Source organism: Corynebacterium sp. 32222D000AT, from assembly GCF_053546955.1.
This window is the reverse complement of record NZ_JBPPVW010000002.1, coordinates 165,363-185,894: the sequence shown is the minus strand read 5'-3', so window position 1 is coordinate 185,894 and position 20,532 is coordinate 165,363. Positions and strand designations below refer to the sequence as shown.

Here is a 20,532-nt window from a genome sequence, read left to right as displayed (position 1 = left end):
CCCCCACCCGAAACTAGGTGGGCTTCAAATCCTCAAGCATGCGCAAAGACTCCGTCTTCGACGACTCAAACGACCTACCAGAACCGTCCGACAACACACGACGCCGATCCTGGCCCATGCGCTCGCGCTTCTCTGCCGCGATACGCGCCTGCTCCGCCTCCTGCTCCAAATCGGTAGGCGACTTCAAGAACGGGTGTTCAAACCCCTTGTCCATCTGACTCGACTGGAACAGCGCCACCGCCAAAGCCGCCTTATCAGCCGGCTTAATATCCATGCGCTTAGCGCCGACCCGCGTCTCAGGACGGTCCAGCATGTCCTGGTACAAGGCCACAACCCGGCGCGTAGACAACGGCCCCTCAGGGTCGAGCCAATCCCGCACATCCAAACCAATGCGCAGTAAATCAACCTCGAGAAGGTCAATATCCTCCACTGCATGGGCGGCCAGGGCGAGCTTAAAAATACTCAACCCGCAGGCCTGGAGATAAGCCTTCAACTGCTCCCCCAGGCCTCCAGAGAGCATGGCTGCGGTCATGGATTTCACCCGCGACGATTCATCATAAAGACGCCACAACAAACGCGGATTCTCCAACATCTGCCCCAAGTCCTCAAACCCGAGAAACATTGGGTCACGCCGCGCCCTATAACGAACCCCACCGCAGGTGAACTCCACCCAAGCACCCGGCTCATCCTCAAGAATCAGCCGGGCAGACACTACTTATCAACCAGCTCCGTACCACGCTGCACAACCGGCGCAATCACATCGTGAAGGTCCTTGCGAGTAGCGCCCGTCCAATCCAACAGCTTACGAGTCTTGGCGGTCAGCTGCGCCATCAGCATGCCTTCCACATTCCCCTCATGTGCCAGAGAGGACACGGACGCCGGCAGCATGTCCTGGTCGACGATGACCTCAATGTCAAGCTTCACCCCATTGATCAGCTCAACTTCACGCTCGGTGTAAATACCGTCAGAAATCTGTCCCTCACCGCCAGCATTCTTAGCGGTCTCGTTCTTCACGACCTCAACCTGGTCCGTGTTCTTCTTCTGTGCCATGGTGATTCCTCCTATGGAATTAAATACGGCCCCGCACTCTACGGGGCCAAACTGGGCGGTGATTCCTAGACAAAAGTCTTGAGGTAGGGCCTTACGCGGAATCACCACGAAAAACGCAAGGCCCATCAGAATTAACTATGCGTCGTCGCCAGCATCACCGATGGGATCATCGGTAGACGGGACGGACGGCTCATCCGACGGACGAACGCCCTCATTATCGTTCTCCGCAGTCTCACCAGTCTCCGGGTCCTCGTACTCATGCAGGGTCACGTCACCAGACTCATCATCCGTAACAACCATGGCGGTAAGGCCATTGGCGGAAGCCTGCGGGTGGAATGCAGTGCCGGCCTCAATCTGGGCCTGAACGTCTGCAACATCCTGGAAGACCTTCTCTTCAACGCGAACCACGGAGCCGTCCTCTCCGACGATGTAGAAGCGCTCCTCGTAGTAGCGCTCATCGTCACCATTGTTGAACGTAATCTGAACCGGGCGGGCCTGCGGGTCCTTAGCGGTAACACGCTCGTTAACCACCAGGTCAGCCTTCTCACGAGACACCCAAATACGAACCAGGCCGGAAGTGAACTTGTGCACAAACGCCACATAGCCCTTAGCGACCTGGTCAGAGTGCTTGCCGTAAGTGGTTCCATCCTGAACCACAGCACCCGGGTTCTCGATGTAGCGCATAACCGGGGAGCCTGCGATACCGTCCACCGCGGCGGTGATAGCACCCGCAGTGTAGGAGGTAGAAGACTGGCCACCGGTCAGGTTGGTCGTGTTGGAGGAAACCTCACGAGTGTGGCCATGCTGGGAATCAGTAGGCTCCAGGCCGAGAGATTCCCACTCGCCGACAAACGCGCCGGTCTTCTTATCAATAATCGGATCATTAGAGAAGTTGACCAGTACCTCACGGTCCTCAAGGACGCGCAGGTCAAGTCCAACGCTACGATTCTGAGCCATTGTTATCCCCTTTCAAAAGGACATGAAAATAACCACCCCGACTTTCGAGGTGGAGTACAAAAATGTGCGGATTTTTATGCTTGCGCCGGCGACTGGAAGAAAAGCTTGCCGATTCCGACCGACAAACTCATCGTCGACACAAACCCCGTCGGCTGGAAAGACGGGCCGGACCCGAAGAAAGTTGAGCCAGACCGCGACACACCAAGACCAACGCCAGTAATTCCCTGCGTCAAAGCGGCATACAGGCTACGCCCATAGCGCCGGACCATCATGTGGTCCGGCCCGTACACACTCACCTTGACCAGGTCACGCGAATGCGCGGAATCATCAACTTCTGCCGTATCGCCACTCACCACGATGGCCAGCCCATCCTGATGGCAGTTGTAACCATCCGGCAAGAAGTGAAGATGAACCATCGCATGGTCCGCTTCCGGGATGAGCCGAAGAACATGCTTATGCACCAAGGCAGGCGGGTCAGGAGTTACCCCAAAATCAGGAAGCATCCTTCACCGCCTTAGTCACAAAACCGTCCTTAGCCTGCTTAGCAACAGCGCCAGGATGGCGCACCGTCACCACATGAGTGGGCCGGTTAGTTCCACGGGTAGCGTGAGTGATTTTCACAACGTCACCGCCCTCACGTAGGAAAGCACGGTCACGGGCAGAAAGGTTGTTGACCTCGGGCCAGCGAAGCTCAATGTACTTTTTCACCTGCTCCGCCTTCTTTCGCGATGCTTCCTGAACCTGCGGCTGCTTGGCCATCTGCTTAAACAATTCGTGGTAGTTAAGCGACACCGTCACTCACCTCCCCACGCTCCACAATGAACACAACCTTCGGCTGATGCCACGACACCACAGGACGCCGACCCACGCTGTAATCAAACGACCGGCGCTGCTGCACCGTGTAATCCTCACCGCGAATCGTGACCGTATCCCCATCGGCAACCACCGTCCCCGGCGGGGCAAGCACCTGCAGTTTCGTAATATCGCCGTGGGTAAACCCGTCGCCTCTAACGACCTGGTCCCCCGCGGGGGATACTACACAGTGCTCAATTAAACGCCCCGGCGCGTACTGCGGGCGACCACGATGGTCACGACCAACAATGCCACCTTTCACAGTGACAGTCTCACCAGACTGGTCAGGACGAATCAACGCGACCACCTACCCGAGTTCTCGCTAAACTCCGCGCCGCAAAACGCCGAACGCTCACCGAACGGGATTACTCTGCCCCCTCGTCCCAGTGGAAGACCTTCCACTCCAAGACCTAAAAGGTCAAGAATCGCTTCATCAATACCGACGCCGCCCCAGTGAATACCAACCCCCTGGGAGTAAGACACTGAATCAGATTGCGGTCCGGTCGTGGATGACACCGAGGATCGCCCTACATTGTCACCAATGAGTACAGCCTGCGACACCATGATGCGTACAGCCTGCTTTGCTGCAAGCTGCAGCCACCGAGAACCAGCGACCTCGTGCTGGAAGTCACGCCCACGCCGAGCAAACTCCAACTCGATAAGCTCGTAAGACTGATCAATCAGCGCCTCTACACGTGAGCGTTCTTCATCTAGCAGGGGGCGTGGGAAAACGTCAGCAACATCATCCACGGAGATATTCATCTGTCCTCCCCTCCTTAAGGTTTAGCGCGACTGATTAACAGTCTTGGTCACAAAGCCCATAATCTCGTTGCGCTTAGTCAACCCAGTGAGCTTAATGCCATTCCGGCGAGCGTATTCTTTCCACTCCGCAACAGGAGCGGTCTTCTTAGGCAACGCCGGATAGTCAGACTCCTGCACCGACGAAACCGTTTCTGGAACCAGAGGCTCCTCCGGTTCTTCAACAGGCTCCGGGGCGGGCGACTCCGCCGGCTCAGTAGCTACTACACCCAGCTCAACGAGAGCATCAAGGTCTTTGTCTTCAACCTCGATGACCTCACCAGAACGGTGCACCACCGTAGAATCCAACGGGTAGCGGGCAGCCTTAGCAAGACGTACTTGCTTCATGCCTAGCCCCCTTCCTAAATAGCGCCAGTAATCTTCACAAGCGCCTTCGGAGCACGCACAACCAAAGACCGGAAGTGCACATAATCCGAGCGCCAAGTCAGACGAGGACCACCCATGCCAGACTGGCCGCCCTCCTCATACCAATCGGAGAATCGCGGCGGCTCCGCCTCAAAGCGAGTACCAAGACCACCGGTCAGGGTCTCAGACATGACGTAAGCAACGCCATCTTCCATGCCGTCATCTACAACGAGCTCGAACTGCTCACCAATAACTGGCTGGCGACCAATCGGAGTGAAGCGCGGGTCGGCGTGCGCCATGTCGCCGACGTACAGGTCAGTGACCTGCTTATTACGCTTCAGGGCATTGATAGTGCGACGGTTCGCCCAGATATAGCGACCGGAGTAACCAAAGCGACGCCCCTCCTGGTCAACTGCACCGGCAAGCAGGTCATCAGCAGCGTAGAGGTCATCCATAGCCTTAGCATCCGCAGTGTTCCACTTCGCCGCGACTGGCAGCTCCTCCACCTGGTCGTCAACTGCAGCGAAAGCCGCGAGCGCGTCACGTCCATTCTTACGGCGAATCTCCGCCGCACGACCAAGAAGCTCACGCTGCACCGCCTCACCAGAGGTGAAGTTGCGCTGAGCGTAAGACACGCGGACACCAATACCGGTAGGCAGCAGGTCAGTGAAGCGACGCTCCCCACGAGATGGGTCTCCCACCGGAATTTCCCCAAACTCCGCAATGGTCTGGGCTTCCTCATCCAGGCCAGGCGCAGAGTCCAGGTTGTAGCCAACGGTCAGCTTTCCACCCGTGCTAAACGAGTCGAAAATCAGCTCATAGGCCTGTTCGCCTTCCAGCAGCTCGTTGACTGCACCCTCGATAAGCTCCGAGGAGGTCAGGATATCCTCAACGGACAGATCCTTCAGGTCATCAAAATACGAGTTAGTAGTGCTCATTCTTATTCCTCCTAGGATGCATCAGAAGCAGCTGCCACAGCAGGCAGCTGGTTGAGGATGGTCAGGGTCTTACCGTTCTCAGTGTCGCGGACAGCCACGCCCACCTGTACGGAACCAGATGCGGAAGCCTTGCCGTCAGCCGCAGCGAACACCGCAGCGCCAGCCTTAATCTCACCGTTGGTTTCAATCTTCACCGCAGCCGGGCCATAGTGGACGGCGATAGTCGCAGCACCAGGCTCCTTCGGCTCCACTCGGCCAGCCTCGGTCACTGCACCAAAGACATCTCCGGACGCATCAGCGTGCTTAATCTTTCCTGCCTCATCAACAGCGACGAGACGAAACTTTTCAGTATCGGCCGCAACCTCAAACGAGATAGGGCCGGAGCGGAAAGTAGGGTTCGACATTTACTTATTCTCCTTCTTATTCTTGCGGTTATCCGCGGCCTTAGCACGCAGCTTCTCAACCTGGGTCATGACGGAAACATCACCGGAATGGCCAATCTCCTGAACCGGGACGGCCACGTTCTTCGGCAGCGCGCCCCAAATCTTGTCCGCCGCGACCGGATCGGTCTTATACGCGGCGATAGCAGCAGACCGGTGAGCCGCGGAGTAACGACCCTCACGAATGTGGGCGTCAACCTTGGCTTCAAGTGCGCGCTGCTTATCCTCTGCGAGCTTCGCAGAGTACTTAGCCCGGTCAGCCATGTATTCCTCCCACACAGCACGCGGAACGGTCACCACATCATTGGATGGAGACACGGCAGGGGCATCGCCAGAGGTTTCCTCACCGGAGTCCTCGTCATCGTCAGACAGGGAACGCACCTTGAAGCTCACAGGCACCTCGGTGGAATCGTTGACCTTGACGGTGGCTTCCGCCACGTCGCCAACCTCCACCGCGGAGGGAGCCTTAGCGGTGACAACCCCGGTGGTCTCATCAACCTTGATGTCCCAACCTTCAGGCACGGTGCCCGGCGCGAACGACAGGCCCAGGGCCGCGGCGTCCATGACCGCGTTCTGCGGCTCCGAGGTTTCCACCCCCTCGCCGTCCTCAGTTGGGGGGTCGCCGATGGTTGGCTCCACCGTGACACGCTCGGTGGGAGCGATAGCAGTCTCCGTGGGGTAGGTAACTTCTACCTCACCGGAGACAGTAACGGTCTCATTAAAAAAGCCGGAGAGCTTCTCACGAAGCACATCCGGCTCAACACCCAGTTCCTGGGCGAGATTTTTGATGCTCATCGCATCTCCTTCCTGCCCATCACTGGGCGTAGTTGTTTCGTCCCCCGATTCCGACCGGGTGACAGGCGGCGGCGGAGCCGCAGCCCGGTTCGCAAATTTGAACCGGTGGCGCATAGCAGCCGCCGGGGCTTGTGCCTCCGGCACAGGCTTTGGGTCCACCACGCGATCTGCTAGGCCAGCGGCTACGGCCTCCTCGGAGGTGTACCAGGTCTCCGCCCCCATGGCCTCGAGCCAGTCGTCGACCTGACCGCCTGCCTTTTCGGCGTAGATCGAGGCAAGCTTCATGTCCTGCCGCTCAAGGTCCGCCAGGGTCTTGCTCAACTCGTCGGCGTTACCATCCGAGAAAGTCATCGCCCGGTGAATCATCATCTCCGACGACTTACGCATCAACACCTCGTCGGCACCACCGACCGCGATGAACGACGCCGCCGATGCCGCCAACGACTCAACAATGACGGTCACCCGGCCGGGGTGGTTTCGCAGAGCCTGCATGATGTCGATGCCCTCGTACACATCGCCCCCACCAGACGAGATACGCACCGTCACATCCCCGTCGATCTCTGCGAGCTGAGCTATGACACTCTTCGCTGTGATGGAGTCATCCGGCTCCCACATGTCAGCCCCAATGGGGCCGTACAAAAGAATCTCAGTCACTGCTTACCTCCTGTCACTTGGTGCCGGTAGGCGTCGAACGACTCCGCCGCATCAGGAGCGGGCGTTGACTCCGACGGCTCATCATCGGACAGCGTCACCCCGATCTCCTGCTCTGCGTCCGACAACGATTTCTTTGCCTTCAACGCCTCATACAACGTGCGGGCCTTCGGGATTCGGAACGTGGAGCGCACCCACTGCTCAAGGTTCGGTTCCTTCGTCAACACACCCTGCGCGGCCAGCTGCGATACGTCCCCCGGCGTGAGGTCCTTCTGAACCTGAATCCGAGTCGAGGTAATCAGCGGTACCGGGCCCTCATAGTCAGGGAATGCTATTCCTACAAGGTCCTCCACAATGTGCTGGGATGCGATATCAGCAATCCACTCCGAAATAGACTGCAAACCCTGGATGAACTCACCCAGCTGAACATTCGCCAAAGCGTAGGAACCGCCCGCGCCGGTCAGGTTCAGGTGGGTAGCGTTGCACGCAATCGCAATCTGCGAAGCGTGATACTGCATCGCCTTTTCAATATCCGGCAACGTGCCAGAAACACCCTCCACAGGCATCTTCGCCCCAGGAGGCAACGAATATGCAGTAACCTCACCCGCAGCATAAGACTCCGCAAGCTCCTGGCCACGATTCAACTCCTCTTGAACCTGCGACCTATCAGTCAACTCAGACGCCTGATACTTCGGAATACCCATCCCATTGCGCTGCATAACCAGCGAGTTGAGCTTCTCCATCTTCATCAACTCAAGCCAATTATCACGCGCAGGGGCAAACACACTCGATCCCTGCCACGTATCATCACGGCGACCATGCCGGTACGCCACCAGACGCTCCACGGGGATAAAAGCGTCTTTGCTGCCCTTCACCCCACGCTGCGTGATACCAACAAGTCCACCGTCAGAAGCCACGTGAATCTTACGGATGGATATATTCGGCCGCGGCGCCAACTTCCGCAAATGATGCCGCCCATCATCACCTAGCTCGTAGACCTGCTCGAAGAAAGCAACACCCGTAAACACGGCTTCCAGGGCCATCTTCAAATGCTCATCCCACGAGACACGACCAGTACGCCGAGAAACCTGTCCGTCTTCACCCTTCACCGGCAAACGCAAATCAGTCGACACCAGCTCGATCACCTCTGTAGGCGCGCCGTTCGGCTCAATCGACCATGCAGCCTGCTCAATCGGCTTACGAATTGCGTTCTCAACCTGCGCAACCTTCGCAGTAGAACGCATCTCCATAAACTCCACCTGCTGTGTCGCCCACGACACCGAATCCGGCCGACTAACACGCGGAGACCACGCCGGCGACGACGCATGCCCAATTTCACGCACCATCACATTGTCAGCCAACGAGCGCACCTCCCATCAACTTCTTTCTCGAAAACACCGGGAACGTACCCACGGGGTTCTTCTTCTCAACCTCAACTTGCTTGTACGGCACCTGGAACTCCGCAATGAACTTGGTCAGCGCCCACACCGCCAACGTGGCAGCAATCAAATCAGAAACATCAGCAGCAAACCGATTAATCGCCGGGTACGCCGGATTATCATTCCGCAACCTGGCAACGCTTAACTGTTCGCCCCATGCCGGGGACTCATCATGAGTGACCGTCCCGTCAATAACCGCCTGGCGGAAAGCACGAAACGCCGCCGACACCTGACCACCAGTCGCTCCCACGGGGTCAATACCAACCGCCTGCAACGGCTCCACCAGCACACTCGCCGGCGCGCCCTTATCCAGTACCACCGCCGCAGGCTGATACTCATCAACAAATCGGCTGATGACGCCAACTGCTTCGTCTACCGAAAATGCCTCACCGCCAGGCCTCAGCTGCACATGCACACCCCGGCGCGTGCGGCCCGCACACGCGAACGCCACACGCGAACCATCCGGCACCGACTCCACCGCCAGGACAACATCACCAACCCGGACTGGGTCTGCAACCGACAAGGCCTCAAACCGGTCGCGCGGCAACACCAAGTCCTCGTCATCGTCACCGCCGAACTCGAACCAACGGCCCCACCCCAGCATCTCCACGTCAAAACCGTTATCAGTCAGCGTCGACCGCATCGACCGCATCTTCTTCGCATCCACCAGCTTCGGAAACCCATACGATGGGTTCGCCAGCTTCCACGTCCACGGGTCATCACGGTCTGCACCGTCCGGGGCGCAAAACTCAGAGAACAACATGCCCTCAGACTCCCCGGCCAATGCTCGAGCGCGAATCCGCGATAGCTCCTCGCCCTTCGGGTGCTTATCACGATTCACCGCCGAGGACGTGTAATACGTCTGAGGGTCCTCCGCCGCCAACTGCGTCGGAGCCACCGCGTCCAGCTCGCCAGAGTCCAGGTTGTACGCCTCATCCAACAAGAGAAGGTCAATCTGGTCGAAGCCTCGCCCCATATCATTCGACCGCGTCGAGAACTGAAGCTTTCCTCCCTCGGCAGTCTCCATCTCCGCCTCGCCAGCAGACGCAGTGTTACGCACCAGACGGCGGGACGCCCACTTCTTCGCCTTGATTCGCCTCCACAAACGATTACGAATCGACTTCGCTGTCCGCCACTGATGAGCCGAGAAAACAATCTGATGATGCATCACGAACAGGCGATACAAAATAATGACCTCAAGAATCAGCGACTTGCCATTCTGACGAGGGCACAGCAGCACCACATTGGTGTGCATCCACCGACCCTCCTGGTCAGTGGCTAATGCCAGCATGACTTGGTCCTGCTGCCACGGCATCAATGTCACCCCAAACCGGCGGGCGAGTTCGATTGCTTTCTCTCCATGAGTGAAGTCCCCGTCTTCGTCCCGGACTAGCGCTTGTGGTGCCTGCCGGCCTTCAAGGCCCGGGAACTCAGCGTCGATGACGGCACGGTGCGCGGAATTGTAGTCAGAGTCCGGCGAGTCCGTCCTCGTCATCACCAGAGACATTATCTCCCTGCCTCCTTTGAATCTCAGCCAGCAGCTGCCTGAACACAGTTGATAGTTGGCGTTGCTCGGATACTGCGGTGTCCATTTTCAAGACAACTTCCCCGTCAGCTTGGAAAATTCGGCACCATGCATCCTCATCCCCGGAGGTGAGTCGGTTCAGCCGGTCGAGGCGGTCCTTCGTCCGAGCGGCTTCCACCACGAGCGCGTGTGTGGACGCGTCATTGGTTGGTACGTCAAGTTCGTCAAAAAGCCTTTGCCCGCCCGCGTTGAACGTCTCAGGGGTCTGCCAAGCCATGATGTGCTCCCTTCTGGGTGGTCATACCCGTAAGTTTTGGGACCCTGAAGAAAACCCTGACTCAAGACGGGCCGAGGGGGTGTCAGGGGAGGGGCCGCCAGATAATTTGGCCACCCCTATCCTCTGGTCACCATTTGATTATAAGTCCGTCTGGCCAGTCTAGCCCGCCGCCATCATCACCAGATGTCTGCCCATTGACCGCATACCAGCCGGGGCCATGCTCCACCCAGTCGTTCGAGATGCTGCGGTTGCACCGCCGATGGATAAGCCTGTACGCCAGGCGTGTTTTATCGCCTTGCTCGTGGTCGGCCTCTAGGGCTGCGCCGTCGAAGTTTTTGGACGGGTCGCGGTACATGGGTTGGCCGCAGTAGGAGCAGGGTTCGCCGTCTTTGAGATTGTAGAGCAGTCGGTCTCGGTGCTTCTGGTGGTTGTGCCCGTAGCCGGCGGCGGTGGTATTTTTCTTTTTGCTGGGCTTCAGGGCGGTGTGGGTGATGGTCACGTCGTGTCCGTCGTCTCGGAGGTTGGATCGCGAAAACCCCCAACTGTTGTTGGGGGCATAAGTTGTCGTCGCGTCGATTATAACACACAGCGTGACAGGCTAGGTTACGCTGCCGAAAAATACCTAGAATGCGACTGTCGCAAATGTTCTTCACTCTCGCTTGCAACCGCGACAATTTCGAGGTCAGGGTCGGTATTGACTCTATCCAGCTCAAGGCGCTTCAGCGTGGCCTCAACCAGCGATTCGTATTCAAAAATATCCAGGTGCCCTGACCTGCGGTGATACTTAATGAGGTATGACGACATTCATTACTCCAGTCCGATCTCAACCAGTTGTTCTCTGTAGCCGAAGCTTGGCGTGAATACTATCGAGTATGCCATATACCTGAGTTCGAAGTGCCCGAACTTCATCGTTTCTCCGAAGCGCCTTGTGATCCGATAGCTCTTCAGCTCTCGAAACTAGCCGAGATACTTCTTGAAGTTCTTCGACCGTGGACTCCGCACCTGGCGGAACTTCAGCCCCTTCGTGGAGATACCGAATTTCTCGCCCAAATATATCAGCAGCTTCCTCATATAGGTTTGCCCACTTTGATTGAAGTGCTGTTCGAATCTGCATTTCACTTCTGCCTGCGGTCGACCGAATGTGAAGGTGAATTGCGCGATACCCGGAGTGTGGGTGGTCCCGAAAATCTTTGATGTCAACTCGATTAGCGCCGCTTATTTCAAAGCCCGCGGCGAACGCATCCGCAACCAATGTTTGCTCGCTCAGTGATAAATCACAGTCAAACCTAATTCCGGCTACGTCGTGCACATTCATTAACGGAGTTGTCTTCATCCTGCGGAGCTTCTCCAACAAAGTATCCTTCGTTTTTACTCGCGCAGACAAGGTATATGATCCAGTATCAGGACGAACCGGTAGCCCCTGATTGGGGTTAATATCGATGATAAAGCTGGCGATAGTCTGTCTAGCAATCACGAGCAGTTCCTCGACATGTGTTGCATTAAATGCGATGAAGCTATCAATGGGTTCTGGGTTAATGTCCAATCCATCACGCCAGTTACTGCCTTGTTTATTGACCTGATTCTTCGAAAATGGTGGTATTCGCTTCAGAAATGGCAGATCTGCGTCGTTGGATTTCATCTAACACCTCACCCATTGAGTACTGATTATGTCGGGCACCACTACTTCTCGATTGTATCGTCCCTCGTTCTGCCCACTTCCTTAGCAGTTCGGGGCTTACGTTGTAGCCCTGCTGTCTTAGCTTGTAGCAGATGGTTCGTGCTGTGAGCCAGACTTCTTGCGGCTCTCCTGTTGGTTGTGGTGGTCGTGTGCGGCGTAGTTTGTGGTTGAGTTCTCGGATTTGGTGGTTGAGTTCTTCGAGCATGAAGGGGGCTACGTCGAGTTGGCTTATGGGGCCGGCGTTCCGGGCTATCCATTGGCACATGCGGGTTCCGTTGCGTTGGAAGCCGTGGGTGTAGATGTTGCCGGTGAGGGGGATGTATCTGGCGGCGTCTGTGCAGTATTCGGTGAGCAGGTCGGTGAAGTGGGTGTCGTCGCTCAGGGTCCAGATGGGGGCTGGGTCCATTGGTCCTTTCTGACGGTTGCTGTGCGTGGTTGATACTTCTGGGGCCGGTGGCTGGTCGTATTTGGCCTGGTTCAGCTCGTCGTATAGGACTCTGAGGTGGTTGGCGGCGTGTGCGAGGTCTTCTTGGTTTGTGGTCATGGTCTCCTCTAGTGGGGTTGGGGTTCGCCGAGAGGCGTGATGGTGATGTGGGCGCCTGGTGGGGTGTTTTGGTTGGCGTAGTGTTTGGCGGCTGTCCAGTGGGTGATGCGGGCGTCGTTTTTGATGATGCCGGCTTGTTCGATGCCGTCGCCGATTGCTCTTAGGTATTTGTCGAGGTCTCCTGGGGTTGCTGGGACGGTGAATCGGGGTTTTTTGGGTTTGGGTACCCAGATGGTGGTTTCGACGCTTACGGGGCAGTCTAGGGGTGTTTTTGGGGCTACTGTGCGTCCGGTGTTGATGATTGCTTTTCGCCATGCGGGGAGTTTCTTGTTCATCTCGACCATGATGCCGCGGCCTACGTGTCGTTTGGAGCCTTGGGTGGCGGGTATGCCGTTTACGCGGAAGGTGATGGTGTTGGTCAAATTGGCGCCTATTTTCGTTTCTGCGGGGTTGTATTGTCGTTTTGGACTGATTGCCCACGGGTCGTGTGTTTGTCCGTCTGTGGGGCTTCTGGGGCTTATTTTGGGCGTTTGTGGTTGTTTCTCTTGGTCCATTTTTTGATGAAGTCGGGGACTTCCGGTTTCGGAGGTTCCACTGCACGTGGTTGGTAGCCCCGGTTGATGCCGAAGGTGCCGTCGCGTAGTTCCTGGTCGCGCTGCTCGGTGAGCTGCTGCCGGTGGGCTTCCAGCTGGGGGCCGCGGATGGGGTCTGCTTCCCAGCGGCGTAGGACGATTCGAGCGGCCTGGTTGAGTTCTTTCGGCGTGGCCATGCGGTCGCCTACGAGGTCTTCGGCCCAGAGGTGCACAGCTTCTTCCCAGAGTGCTGGCGGGTAGGTGCCGCGTAGGGATTTGGCCCATGCGGCGGCGGTGTCTGCGTCGGGCTTAGGGAAGCGGTCTGGGGTGAGTTGTTTGCCGCGTTGGAGGATGGCGGCGGCGGTGGTTTGGCTCACCATGGGAGTTCTCCTTTCGACTGCCAGGTGTGGTTGACGACTTCGCCTTCGATGATGTTGGCGTTGTCTGGGACGCCTAGCCACGCGTTAAGGGTGTTGGTGTCTTGGGCGGGCTGGGGGTTGTGTGAGATGAGTTCGTCGTCCCAGCCGTCCCTGGCGAGCCATGTGGTGGGTAGTGGGATGTATTGCTTGTCGGTTCCTTGGGTGGCGTGGAAGTCGGCGAAGCGTTGGGTTTTGGCGTTGAGTTCTTGTTGGCTTACGCGCTTGGTGGCGCGGCGCCACTCGGCCAGTGCTTTTCGCTTCCCTTGTTTTCGGGGGTAGAGGTGCCACCAGTCTTCGAAGTCTGCGGGGTACTTGTTGGGGGTCTCATCACGCCCGCGTTCACCGTCAGGTGAACCCTCTTCGGGTTCATCGTTTGAACCTGGTTTTGAACTAGTTACTGAGTTACTAATTACATAGTTACAGTTACTAGTTATAGGGGACCCCTTTCTGGACCCCTTACCGATAGGGGTCGGTTTACCCTTTCTGGCCCCCTTTCCGGACCCCTTTCTGGACCCCTTACCTAACGGGTAAATGGACGGGTCAACACGGGGCTCAGACAATAGATTCAACGCCTCCTCAGACCCCCACCCCGGAAGGCTGGGGGCCTCCTCGCGGAGCCGGGCGAGCTCGTGCACAACAACCCCACGCAACTCGCTAGAGCCGACCTCTGCTAGCCTCCGCGTCATAGCGGTCGCCATCTTCGGCTGCTTCAACAGCCCACTGTTGCGCAAATACGAACGAACAAGGAACTCTTCAGTGTCTTCATCGATGAGCACATAAAGGCCCGCGATGAGTTCTTGAGCGGCGTCTTCAACGTCTGTTCGTTCCCAGTTGCCGACAAACTTCGCTAATCGCCCGGGGCGCCAATCCCCTACCCCAGCGTGGTTCAGGGACGGGTGTGAAATCAGGACAAAATAGAGGTGCTGGGCGTTAACGGTAAGGCTCCGGAATTCACTGTCATTCCAGATTTCTACCTGTATCTGGGCGTACTTACGCATCGTCGTCTCCTACTCCTAGGACTTCGCGTGCTACGCGGGTCAGGTGGGGCTCTTCGTCTATGTGGACGAGGATGTAGCGTGCTAGGGCGCGTTCGGTGGGGAGGTATCTTTCTGGGTCGAGCATGTCGCATAGCTCGTGTTTTTCACTGGTGGTCAGGTAGTTCATCGTTGGTTCCTCCTTTCTCTATGGATTGGAATAGGTGTATGAGTGCGTCGAGGAGTGCGGGGCTGGCGTAGTAAATGTCATGTGATTCCAGCCAGGTGCGCATATCCTCACGCTGCTGATGGGTAGGCATTTAGAAGATTCCTAGTGTTTCTTGCGCTAGGCGTTGCGCGGCGATTTCGCAGTACTTTTCCTCAATCTCAAACCCAATCGCCTTACGCCCCAGGTTCTTCGCGGCGCGAAGCGTGGAACCACTACCAGCAAACGGGTCGATGATTGTCCATGATTCGGGACATGCGGTGATTAGCTTCTCCATCAACGGAACCGGCTTCGCATGGGCGTGCTGTTGCTTCTCCCACGTTCCGTTTCCACTCGGGTAGCTCAGGATGCTAAATGAGCTTGCAGATACGCGCTGCCAGCCTTCTCCACTGACAAAGATTGATTCGTGCGTGTACCGCCATGGGCCACCGTTTAGTCCTGGTTCGCGCTTATCCCACACGAGGCGGTCTTTCCATTCTCCGGGTGGCTCAGGGAGGCGTGGCGTTCCAAAGACAGCTGCTGGTTTTCTTCCCCATGCTCGAAGCACGGCATCTCTAGCTTCGGTGGTTTCATCATTCTGGATTGTGAATCCGTGCCGTCCGTAGCCTTTAGCCATGGCTCCGCTGCCGTATGGCGGGTCTGTGACCATCACGTCGGCCTGGTCGAGCATGTCTAAATGCTGTAGGCAGTCTGCGTGGTAGAGGGTGGTGTAGTCGTCTTGGTAGTAGGGGTTCATTGGTCGCTGCTTCCGATGCCGTTGGCGCCGACGAAGCTGGCGCGCTGCGCGGGGCTGTAGTCTGCGAGGGTTTTAGGCATCGGTGCCCCACCCCCAGCGCAGGACACGGCGGGGTTCCCGCGACATTCTTTCGCTGCGGCCAGCCCAGGTGAACGACTTCCAGATGCTGTCGTGCTTTATAAGCGGGAAGCCCCCTGGATGCATCGCGACTACAGTCCCGTCGGGCGCGTCCTCATAGTCCTGCTCGGTCTCTAGCCATTCGGGGTGGTCGTCGAGTACGAGTTTGTACCGGCGCCCGGTGGGGGTCAGGTGGCGGGGCGAGATGTGCCCCTGGTTGGTGAGAATTGTGTAATCGTCGTAGGAGTATCCGAGCATGGCGACATGGGTGCGGCCGTATTCTGCTTCCCAGAGGAAGTGCTTATCTTGGTTCCAGCCGATTTCGTCCATGGTCCGCTTCGGGCGCTCAGGCAGGACGGCTTCGACGTCTTGGATGGCGTGCAGAAGCCCCTCTCGGGGGCCATCGGCATGAAAGTCGATATAGCCCCTTATCTCGTCTAGGCTTTCCCAGGCGTCGAGGATCTGCTGGCGGTCTGGGTGTCTCATTTACAGCACCCCCAGCTGGGCGAGTGCCCACAGCAGCAGGTAGATGGGGTGGTTGGGGTCTGCTAGGCCACCGTCGGGCGTGTAGGCCCAGGCGGATAGAAGGTTAATCATTTAGGTGTTCCTTTCAGTGTCGTTGTTCGTCTTTTTCGAGGACGAATTTCGTCATGTCTGCCGCGTCGAAGTAGGCATCTCGGTAGAGGCTGCTGCCTGATGCGAGGGTTTCGAAGTCGAGCTTGAGCTGGCGAATATCGCCAATGAGGTGTTCGTAGAGTGTTTGGTATTTCATCAGGGCATAAAGAAGCCCCGCGTGGGGACTGTTGAGGTCCTAAACAGCGGGGTTAGGTGGAGGGTGATTAGAAAGGAGGCGCTTGGTCTTGCCCAGCTTGCGCCGGCGGGGTGGCCCATGCGCCCGAGGTAGCGGCCTGTCCCTGCTGTGCGGCGTTGTTCCACTGCTGTTGGGCTTGGTTTGGTTGCTGCTGCGCCGCGGGGAGTACGTAGTAGCGCATGGCATTGAACTCAACCTTGCTGCGCTTCTCCCCTTCTTTGGTTTCCCACGATCGGGTGACTAACTCTCCGGTGACGGCTACCTGGTCGCCCTTTTTCAGGTTCGCGGCCATCTCAGCCCACGGGGTGGGATTCTGCTTATTACCCTGCTCGTTCCAGATGGTCACATCTAGGTACATGCTGCGGGTTTTGACCCATTGGTTCTGCTCTTGGTCATACCGATTATCTGAATTGGCGAGGGTGAAATTCGTAACCGCTGCTCCCTGCGGCGTGAACCGAAGCTCCGCATCCCGCGGTAGTCCACCGGTAAGAGTGATTACATCAATCATTTACTTTTCTTCCTCCTGCAGCTCATTCCAACGCTGGCGGCCTAGGTCAATTACTACTTCTGGCACGTTGCTGTCTTGTCGGATTTCTTGCATGAAGCTGGTGACATCTTCCGGGGTAGTCAGCTCCGCCAAGGCGACTTTCACGTCCTTGACGAATTGGTCCTCCTCCTCCGCCTGTGGTTCTGGGTGTTCCTTCTTCTTCGCAGCCAGGGCCGCCCGCACCTGCGACACACCACGCGAATCATCCCGGCGAGCAGCTGTCATGTTGACGGCGTCGAGACGGAGCTCCTCAGTGGAATATCCGATACCAGAGAGGACGTGTGGAGCAATCTTGCGGGCAACTTCCATAGCGGCCTTGCTGTAGAGCATCTGTGCTGGAATCTTCTTGTACAGCGAATTTGAGGTATACCCGGCCGTGGTAGCGCGCTTCATGTCCCATGTGGACACTTCATGCTCCCCACGCGGTCCTACTCCCTCGACGGTGACGGATTCATCGGAGGATTCAACGGTCCGGATTTCATATCCCTGATTCTTCAGAAGTGCGACGGCGGTGCGGGTTTCGATTCCGGGCTTTCCGTTGATGACCATGATTTGCTGCAGCGATTGGATGGCGTTGAGGCCGAGTTCTGCGCCGTAGAGAATGGCGGCGGCGCCGTCGGCGGGCTTGCCTTGGAATTGCTTGGGAACCATGGCGGTGGAGCACATGGCCTCGGCGATTTTCATGGCGTTGCCCATAGCTTGGGCTTGGGCTTCGAGGTTTTGTAGGGCTCGGGTGCCGTCCGTTTCAGTCGTTGACGCGGCTGCCATCGGGGCGGGGTTCGAGTCGTACTTTTGGATGTCGGTCATGGTTATTCTCCTTCTTGTAGGTTGAGGATGGTTGCGAGTGTGAGGATTGCGGCGGTTTGGGGGTCGTGGTTGTGGAAGCGGTGGAAGGTCTCATGGACTTCTGCGACTGCTTCGTCCCACATGGCGAGGTAGGCGGCGTGGTCTGCCCGTGCTTGCTGTAGGGCGTGGTCGTGCGGGGTGGGGGTCATTGGTACCTCACTGTGTTGGGGCCGGTGGCTGCTTGGTAGAGGTCTGGGTATTTGGTCTTGAGTTTCTTGGAGTCTAGTTTTGGGGTCATGATCTCCGGGTCTTTGAGCAGGTGGGCGTATTCTTCGGGGACGTGGCGCTGGGAGAAGCGGCCTGGGATTTGGGTGGCGATGACGTTGCCGTCCGGGGCTATGAGCCGCTTATGAGTTCCGAGCAGTTGGGCTAGCTCGGCCTTGGATTGGTCGTGGTCGTCCTTGGCTTCGGCGAGCGCGTCCTTGGTTTGCTGGTAGCGGGCCAGCACATCATCCGGGGCGGTGACGTCGTCATCATCGATGGGGGTGTTCTGTGCTTTGAGCGCGTCCAGGAGTGTAGGGTCTGGTGCGGGTGGCTCGGACTCCCCCAACGTGCGGTAGAAGGCTAGGGCCGCGTCCACCATGCCCTCGAACAGCTCCGAGTCTGCTGGGGCGTCATACACTCGGGGGTATTGAGGCCGGTCAGCCCCAATAAGCGCAATAACAGTACCGTCCTGGATGCCGCTAACACCTGCTTGGAAGATGGTTTGGGCCGCAACATCCCCGGGTAGTTCCGCGTCCCTGCTGCCCCACTTCTTTTCCGACGCGCTGGTCTTAATCTCCAGGCGGTGATACCGACTACCGGACCGAGCGCGCCGGTCAAGAGTGACCTGATTCGGGAACGGCAGCGCATCATCCGCATAGGCAACCTCCGTCGTGCCGCCCCGCTTCTGATTCAGCGTCCAGCCGTCATGCTGGGCCTGCCACCACCGGGCCAAGGATTCTTCCGCAGCATGACCCCAGGCCCACGCCTGACGCATCTCCTCACACGGCTCCTCCGGGGCGGCAAGCCCGCTCATCTCCATCCACAGGTCTCCCTGCGTCCGGTACGGGTCAATACCCAAAATAGCGGGAATTTTAGAGGCGGTAATACGCTTAAGGTGCTCGGGGCTACCAGGGGACGCGGCACGCCCCGGCCCCAATACATGGCCGGTCATTCGCCCTCCCTTTCGGCACGGGTATGTTCAACCATCACCCTGCTGACTAGCTCGAAAGCTTCCTCGCGTGTAAAGCCAGATTCCATGTAGGCAGACATAATCTGCGCCAGTTTATGGGCCGCACCACGGATGTCGGCTGTTGGCTCCGGCAAATGGCCGGGACTTGGCAAATTATTAAACATTGTTTTCCTCCCTTATTTGCCTACGGCAAGTTCATAAATCTGGTCTGGGTCTGGCTCACACTCGCACGGGTAGGACTCGCACACGTCGCAGTCATAAACCCCGGCGTCTTTTTCGGCGCGGGTTACACGGTCGTCAATCATGCTGCGGCCTGCTTTTCCCAGCCGAGAATTGCGGCTGCTCTTCGGGCGTGGAAGGCACAGAGGCCTAGGTCTCGGTGCTCGACAGTCACCTGCGGGCGGACACACTGGGAAAACACGCACATTTTCTTCTTGGACAGCAGTTCGGCCTGTCGGACGGCCTCAGCATGAGACGAGCACGAGCGCTTCCACATGCCGCGTACCGCCATCCACACGCCATCCCTGCGAACAACACGAGCCTTCGGCTTCACCTCGTCAGCGTCCATTGGTCTTCCACTCCTTCAGGACGCGTTCGCCGTGGTCGGTCAAATGGGCGGGGATTTTCCGCCCGTGCTGGTAGGTGAACGTAATCAAAATGCGGTCGGCGAGGTCTTCGACGCGCTGCTGGTTGGTGACCGTCTCGCCCTGGGCGATAGCATCGAGGTGCTTCAGCATGGTCGGCGACATGCTGCGCACAACCTCACGGGGCGGAATCTCAGTCGGGTGCGGGTGTTTCACAGGTTCTCCCTTTCTTTGTCGACTTGGACGGTGATGTCGTGGCACAGGTCCCGGAGCTCTGGGAACATGTCGCCGTATTCGCGCATCCAATCAAGGGCTTCGTTTTCTAGCCGGGCGAGCGCGATTTTCTTGCGCTCGCGTCCAAGCCACGGGGCTGACTCATAACCAAAAAATGGCATGTCACATCGCCTCCATCCAGACCGGCGGGGCGGAAATAATCGCGGTGAACACAGCGCCAGCCAGGGTGCCAAAGATGAACATGAGCCAGGCGAAGCGCATTCGCTTCGCGAGCTGGTCCTCCAGGCGTTCGATACGACGGTCGGGACTAACCCGGCGCGGGCGGGCTTTACTTGTGGTCGGGGTGGGCATGGCGGATTTTCTCCTCATACTTTTTGGCCATTCCGGCCATTTGGTGGGCTTGGGCAGCCGCGTCATGCAGTCGGCGGCGGAGCTGTTCTGGGGCGTGCGCGGCGATATATAGGGCTTGGTACTGGCCTTCAATGTCACGCAGGCGCTTCACCAGCTGGGTTGGGGTGATTTGCTGCATGGTTACCTCCACACCATGATGTAGTCACGCCGGTGCCGGCCCCGGTAGAAAAATTGCTGGAGACTTCGGAGAATTCGCTTCATGCTGCGTTCCCTTCCAGCCAGGCGTCGACGTCCTCCGGGCGGACACGCCAATGAGCACGGAACCCCGGCCCTGACTTCGTGCCCTTGAGCACGCCCCGATTCAGTGCCTCATAGATGAACCACGGCGAATATTGGGTCATGTCGGCGACCTGTTTAACGGTCAAAAAACGTGTAGTATCTGTCACTAGGAAACCTTCCTTTAGCTAAGGCCCCACGCATGGCAGTGCGCTGGGGCTTTTCTTATGTGTGGGGTGGGGTGCAGGTGGTCAGTGCCGCGCAGCGCGCAGGCCATGCGTGGAGCCTGTGCGAACGAAAGCTGTGGGATAACCCCTTGCTGCAGGTGATGCTGGACGACCTGCAAACACCCCCA

At 57.8% G+C, this 20,532-nt stretch carries 32 protein-coding genes; all 32 read right to left on the bottom strand.

Annotation, left to right across the window (positions count from 1 at the left end; translation table 11 throughout):
- Window positions 1–13: 13 nt before the first annotated feature.
- Window positions 14–592, bottom strand: coding sequence for a hypothetical protein (locus tag ACEE23_RS02000; RefSeq protein WP_448871643.1), 579 nt, complete (start codon window positions 590–592; stop codon window positions 14–16).
- Window positions 593–711: 119 nt separating this feature from the next.
- Window positions 712–1,050: a hypothetical protein gene (locus tag ACEE23_RS01995; protein WP_448871645.1), complete on the bottom strand. Its 339-nt coding sequence runs from the start codon at window positions 1,048–1,050 to the stop codon at window positions 712–714.
- Between the two features lie 135 nt (window positions 1,051–1,185).
- On the bottom strand, window positions 1,186–2,007 hold the full coding sequence (locus tag ACEE23_RS01990; RefSeq protein WP_448871647.1) for a hypothetical protein: 822 nt from the start codon (window positions 2,005–2,007) through the stop codon (window positions 1,186–1,188).
- Window positions 2,008–2,081: 74 nt separating this feature from the next.
- On the bottom strand, window positions 2,082–2,510 hold the full coding sequence (locus ACEE23_RS01985) for a hypothetical protein (protein ID WP_448871649.1): 429 nt from the start codon (window positions 2,508–2,510) through the stop codon (window positions 2,082–2,084).
- A complete protein-coding gene (locus tag ACEE23_RS01980) occupies window positions 2,500–2,799 on the bottom strand; it encodes a hypothetical protein (protein ID WP_448871651.1) in 300 nt (99 codons plus the stop codon). The genes ACEE23_RS01985 and ACEE23_RS01980 overlap by 11 nt, the downstream gene beginning before the upstream one ends.
- A gap of 354 nt (window positions 2,800–3,153) precedes the next feature.
- A complete protein-coding gene (locus tag ACEE23_RS01975) occupies window positions 3,154–3,621 on the bottom strand; it encodes a Gp19/Gp15/Gp42 family protein (RefSeq protein ID WP_448871653.1) in 468 nt (155 codons plus the stop codon).
- Window positions 3,622–3,642: 21 nt separating this feature from the next.
- Window positions 3,643–4,005 carry a hypothetical protein gene (locus tag ACEE23_RS01970; protein ID WP_448871655.1) on the bottom strand — a complete coding sequence of 121 codons (363 nt, stop codon included), beginning with the start codon at window positions 4,003–4,005 and terminating at the stop codon, window positions 3,643–3,645.
- Window positions 4,006–4,019: 14 nt separating this feature from the next.
- Window positions 4,020–4,961: a hypothetical protein gene (locus tag ACEE23_RS01965; RefSeq protein WP_448871657.1), complete on the bottom strand. Its 942-nt coding sequence runs from the start codon at window positions 4,959–4,961 to the stop codon at window positions 4,020–4,022.
- Between the two features lie 11 nt (window positions 4,962–4,972).
- Complete coding sequence (locus tag ACEE23_RS01960) at window positions 4,973–5,365, bottom strand: hypothetical protein (RefSeq protein WP_448871659.1); 393 nt, start codon at window positions 5,363–5,365, stop codon at window positions 4,973–4,975.
- A complete protein-coding gene (locus tag ACEE23_RS01955; protein ID WP_448871661.1) occupies window positions 5,366–6,850 on the bottom strand; it encodes a head maturation protease, ClpP-related in 1,485 nt (494 codons plus the stop codon).
- Window positions 6,847–8,208, bottom strand: a complete 1,362-nt coding sequence (locus ACEE23_RS01950; protein WP_448871663.1) for a phage portal protein family protein — start codon at window positions 8,206–8,208, stop codon at window positions 6,847–6,849. Before ACEE23_RS01950 ends, ACEE23_RS01955 begins: the two co-directional genes overlap by 4 nt.
- A complete protein-coding gene (locus tag ACEE23_RS01945; RefSeq protein WP_448871665.1) occupies window positions 8,201–9,793 on the bottom strand; it encodes a hypothetical protein in 1,593 nt (530 codons plus the stop codon). Before ACEE23_RS01945 ends, ACEE23_RS01950 begins: the two co-directional genes overlap by 8 nt.
- A complete protein-coding gene (locus ACEE23_RS01940; RefSeq protein WP_448871667.1) occupies window positions 9,753–10,088 on the bottom strand; it encodes a hypothetical protein in 336 nt (111 codons plus the stop codon). Before ACEE23_RS01940 ends, ACEE23_RS01945 begins: the two co-directional genes overlap by 41 nt.
- 127 nt (window positions 10,089–10,215) lie before the next feature.
- Window positions 10,216–10,587, bottom strand: coding sequence for a hypothetical protein (locus ACEE23_RS01935; protein WP_448871669.1), 372 nt, complete (start codon window positions 10,585–10,587; stop codon window positions 10,216–10,218).
- A 324-nt stretch (window positions 10,588–10,911) separates the two neighbouring features.
- Window positions 10,912–11,727: a GTP pyrophosphokinase gene (locus ACEE23_RS01930; RefSeq protein WP_448871671.1), complete on the bottom strand. Its 816-nt coding sequence runs from the start codon at window positions 11,725–11,727 to the stop codon at window positions 10,912–10,914.
- Window positions 11,657–12,310, bottom strand: a complete 654-nt coding sequence (locus ACEE23_RS01925; protein ID WP_448871673.1) for a hypothetical protein — start codon at window positions 12,308–12,310, stop codon at window positions 11,657–11,659. Before ACEE23_RS01925 ends, ACEE23_RS01930 begins: the two co-directional genes overlap by 71 nt.
- Before the next feature lie 8 nt (window positions 12,311–12,318).
- On the bottom strand, window positions 12,319–12,732 hold the full coding sequence (locus tag ACEE23_RS01920) for a RusA family crossover junction endodeoxyribonuclease (protein ID WP_448871675.1): 414 nt from the start codon (window positions 12,730–12,732) through the stop codon (window positions 12,319–12,321).
- A 95-nt stretch (window positions 12,733–12,827) separates the two neighbouring features.
- Entirely contained in the window at window positions 12,828–13,262 is a 435-nt protein-coding gene (locus tag ACEE23_RS01915; RefSeq protein ID WP_448871677.1) for a hypothetical protein, read from the bottom strand.
- Window positions 13,256–14,299 (bottom strand): hypothetical protein, encoded by a 1,044-nt coding sequence (locus ACEE23_RS01910; RefSeq protein ID WP_448871679.1) that lies wholly within the window; start codon window positions 14,297–14,299, stop codon window positions 13,256–13,258. Before ACEE23_RS01910 ends, ACEE23_RS01915 begins: the two co-directional genes overlap by 7 nt.
- Window positions 14,292–14,465: a hypothetical protein gene (locus ACEE23_RS01905; RefSeq protein ID WP_448871681.1), complete on the bottom strand. Its 174-nt coding sequence runs from the start codon at window positions 14,463–14,465 to the stop codon at window positions 14,292–14,294. Before ACEE23_RS01905 ends, ACEE23_RS01910 begins: the two co-directional genes overlap by 8 nt.
- Before the next feature lie 130 nt (window positions 14,466–14,595).
- Window positions 14,596–15,237: a DNA-methyltransferase gene (locus tag ACEE23_RS01900; RefSeq protein WP_448871683.1), complete on the bottom strand. Its 642-nt coding sequence runs from the start codon at window positions 15,235–15,237 to the stop codon at window positions 14,596–14,598.
- Between the two features lie 72 nt (window positions 15,238–15,309).
- On the bottom strand, window positions 15,310–15,840 hold the full coding sequence (locus ACEE23_RS01895; RefSeq protein ID WP_448871685.1) for a hypothetical protein: 531 nt from the start codon (window positions 15,838–15,840) through the stop codon (window positions 15,310–15,312).
- 353 nt (window positions 15,841–16,193) lie between these two features.
- Window positions 16,194–16,673, bottom strand: coding sequence for a single-stranded DNA-binding protein (locus ACEE23_RS01890; RefSeq protein ID WP_448871687.1), 480 nt, complete (start codon window positions 16,671–16,673; stop codon window positions 16,194–16,196).
- Window positions 16,674–17,519 (bottom strand): hypothetical protein, encoded by an 846-nt coding sequence (locus ACEE23_RS01885; protein ID WP_448871689.1) that lies wholly within the window; start codon window positions 17,517–17,519, stop codon window positions 16,674–16,676.
- Between the two features lie 184 nt (window positions 17,520–17,703).
- The gene (locus tag ACEE23_RS01880; protein ID WP_448871691.1) at window positions 17,704–18,714 is read right to left on the bottom strand and encodes a YqaJ viral recombinase family protein; all 1,011 of its coding nucleotides are present in this window, start codon (window positions 18,712–18,714) and stop codon (window positions 17,704–17,706) included.
- The gene (locus ACEE23_RS01875; protein ID WP_448873507.1) at window positions 18,711–18,896 is read right to left on the bottom strand and encodes a hypothetical protein; all 186 of its coding nucleotides are present in this window, start codon (window positions 18,894–18,896) and stop codon (window positions 18,711–18,713) included. The genes ACEE23_RS01880 and ACEE23_RS01875 overlap by 4 nt, the downstream gene beginning before the upstream one ends.
- Window positions 18,897–19,033: 137 nt before the next feature.
- Window positions 19,034–19,300, bottom strand: a complete 267-nt coding sequence (locus tag ACEE23_RS01870; RefSeq protein ID WP_448873505.1) for a hypothetical protein — start codon at window positions 19,298–19,300, stop codon at window positions 19,034–19,036.
- A complete protein-coding gene (locus tag ACEE23_RS01865) occupies window positions 19,290–19,481 on the bottom strand; it encodes a hypothetical protein (protein WP_448871693.1) in 192 nt (63 codons plus the stop codon). The genes ACEE23_RS01870 and ACEE23_RS01865 overlap by 11 nt, the downstream gene beginning before the upstream one ends.
- Before the next feature lie 47 nt (window positions 19,482–19,528).
- On the bottom strand, window positions 19,529–19,711 hold the full coding sequence (locus ACEE23_RS01860) for a hypothetical protein (protein WP_448871695.1): 183 nt from the start codon (window positions 19,709–19,711) through the stop codon (window positions 19,529–19,531).
- 1 nt (window position 19,712) lies between these two features.
- Window positions 19,713–19,901, bottom strand: coding sequence for a hypothetical protein (locus tag ACEE23_RS01855; protein WP_448871697.1), 189 nt, complete (start codon window positions 19,899–19,901; stop codon window positions 19,713–19,715).
- Window positions 19,879–20,079 (bottom strand): hypothetical protein, encoded by a 201-nt coding sequence (locus ACEE23_RS01850; RefSeq protein WP_448871699.1) that lies wholly within the window; start codon window positions 20,077–20,079, stop codon window positions 19,879–19,881. Before ACEE23_RS01850 ends, ACEE23_RS01855 begins: the two co-directional genes overlap by 23 nt.
- 79 nt (window positions 20,080–20,158) lie before the next feature.
- Window positions 20,159–20,347, bottom strand: a complete 189-nt coding sequence (locus tag ACEE23_RS01845) for a helix-turn-helix domain-containing protein (protein WP_448871701.1) — start codon at window positions 20,345–20,347, stop codon at window positions 20,159–20,161.
- Window positions 20,348–20,532 lie beyond the last annotated feature (185 nt).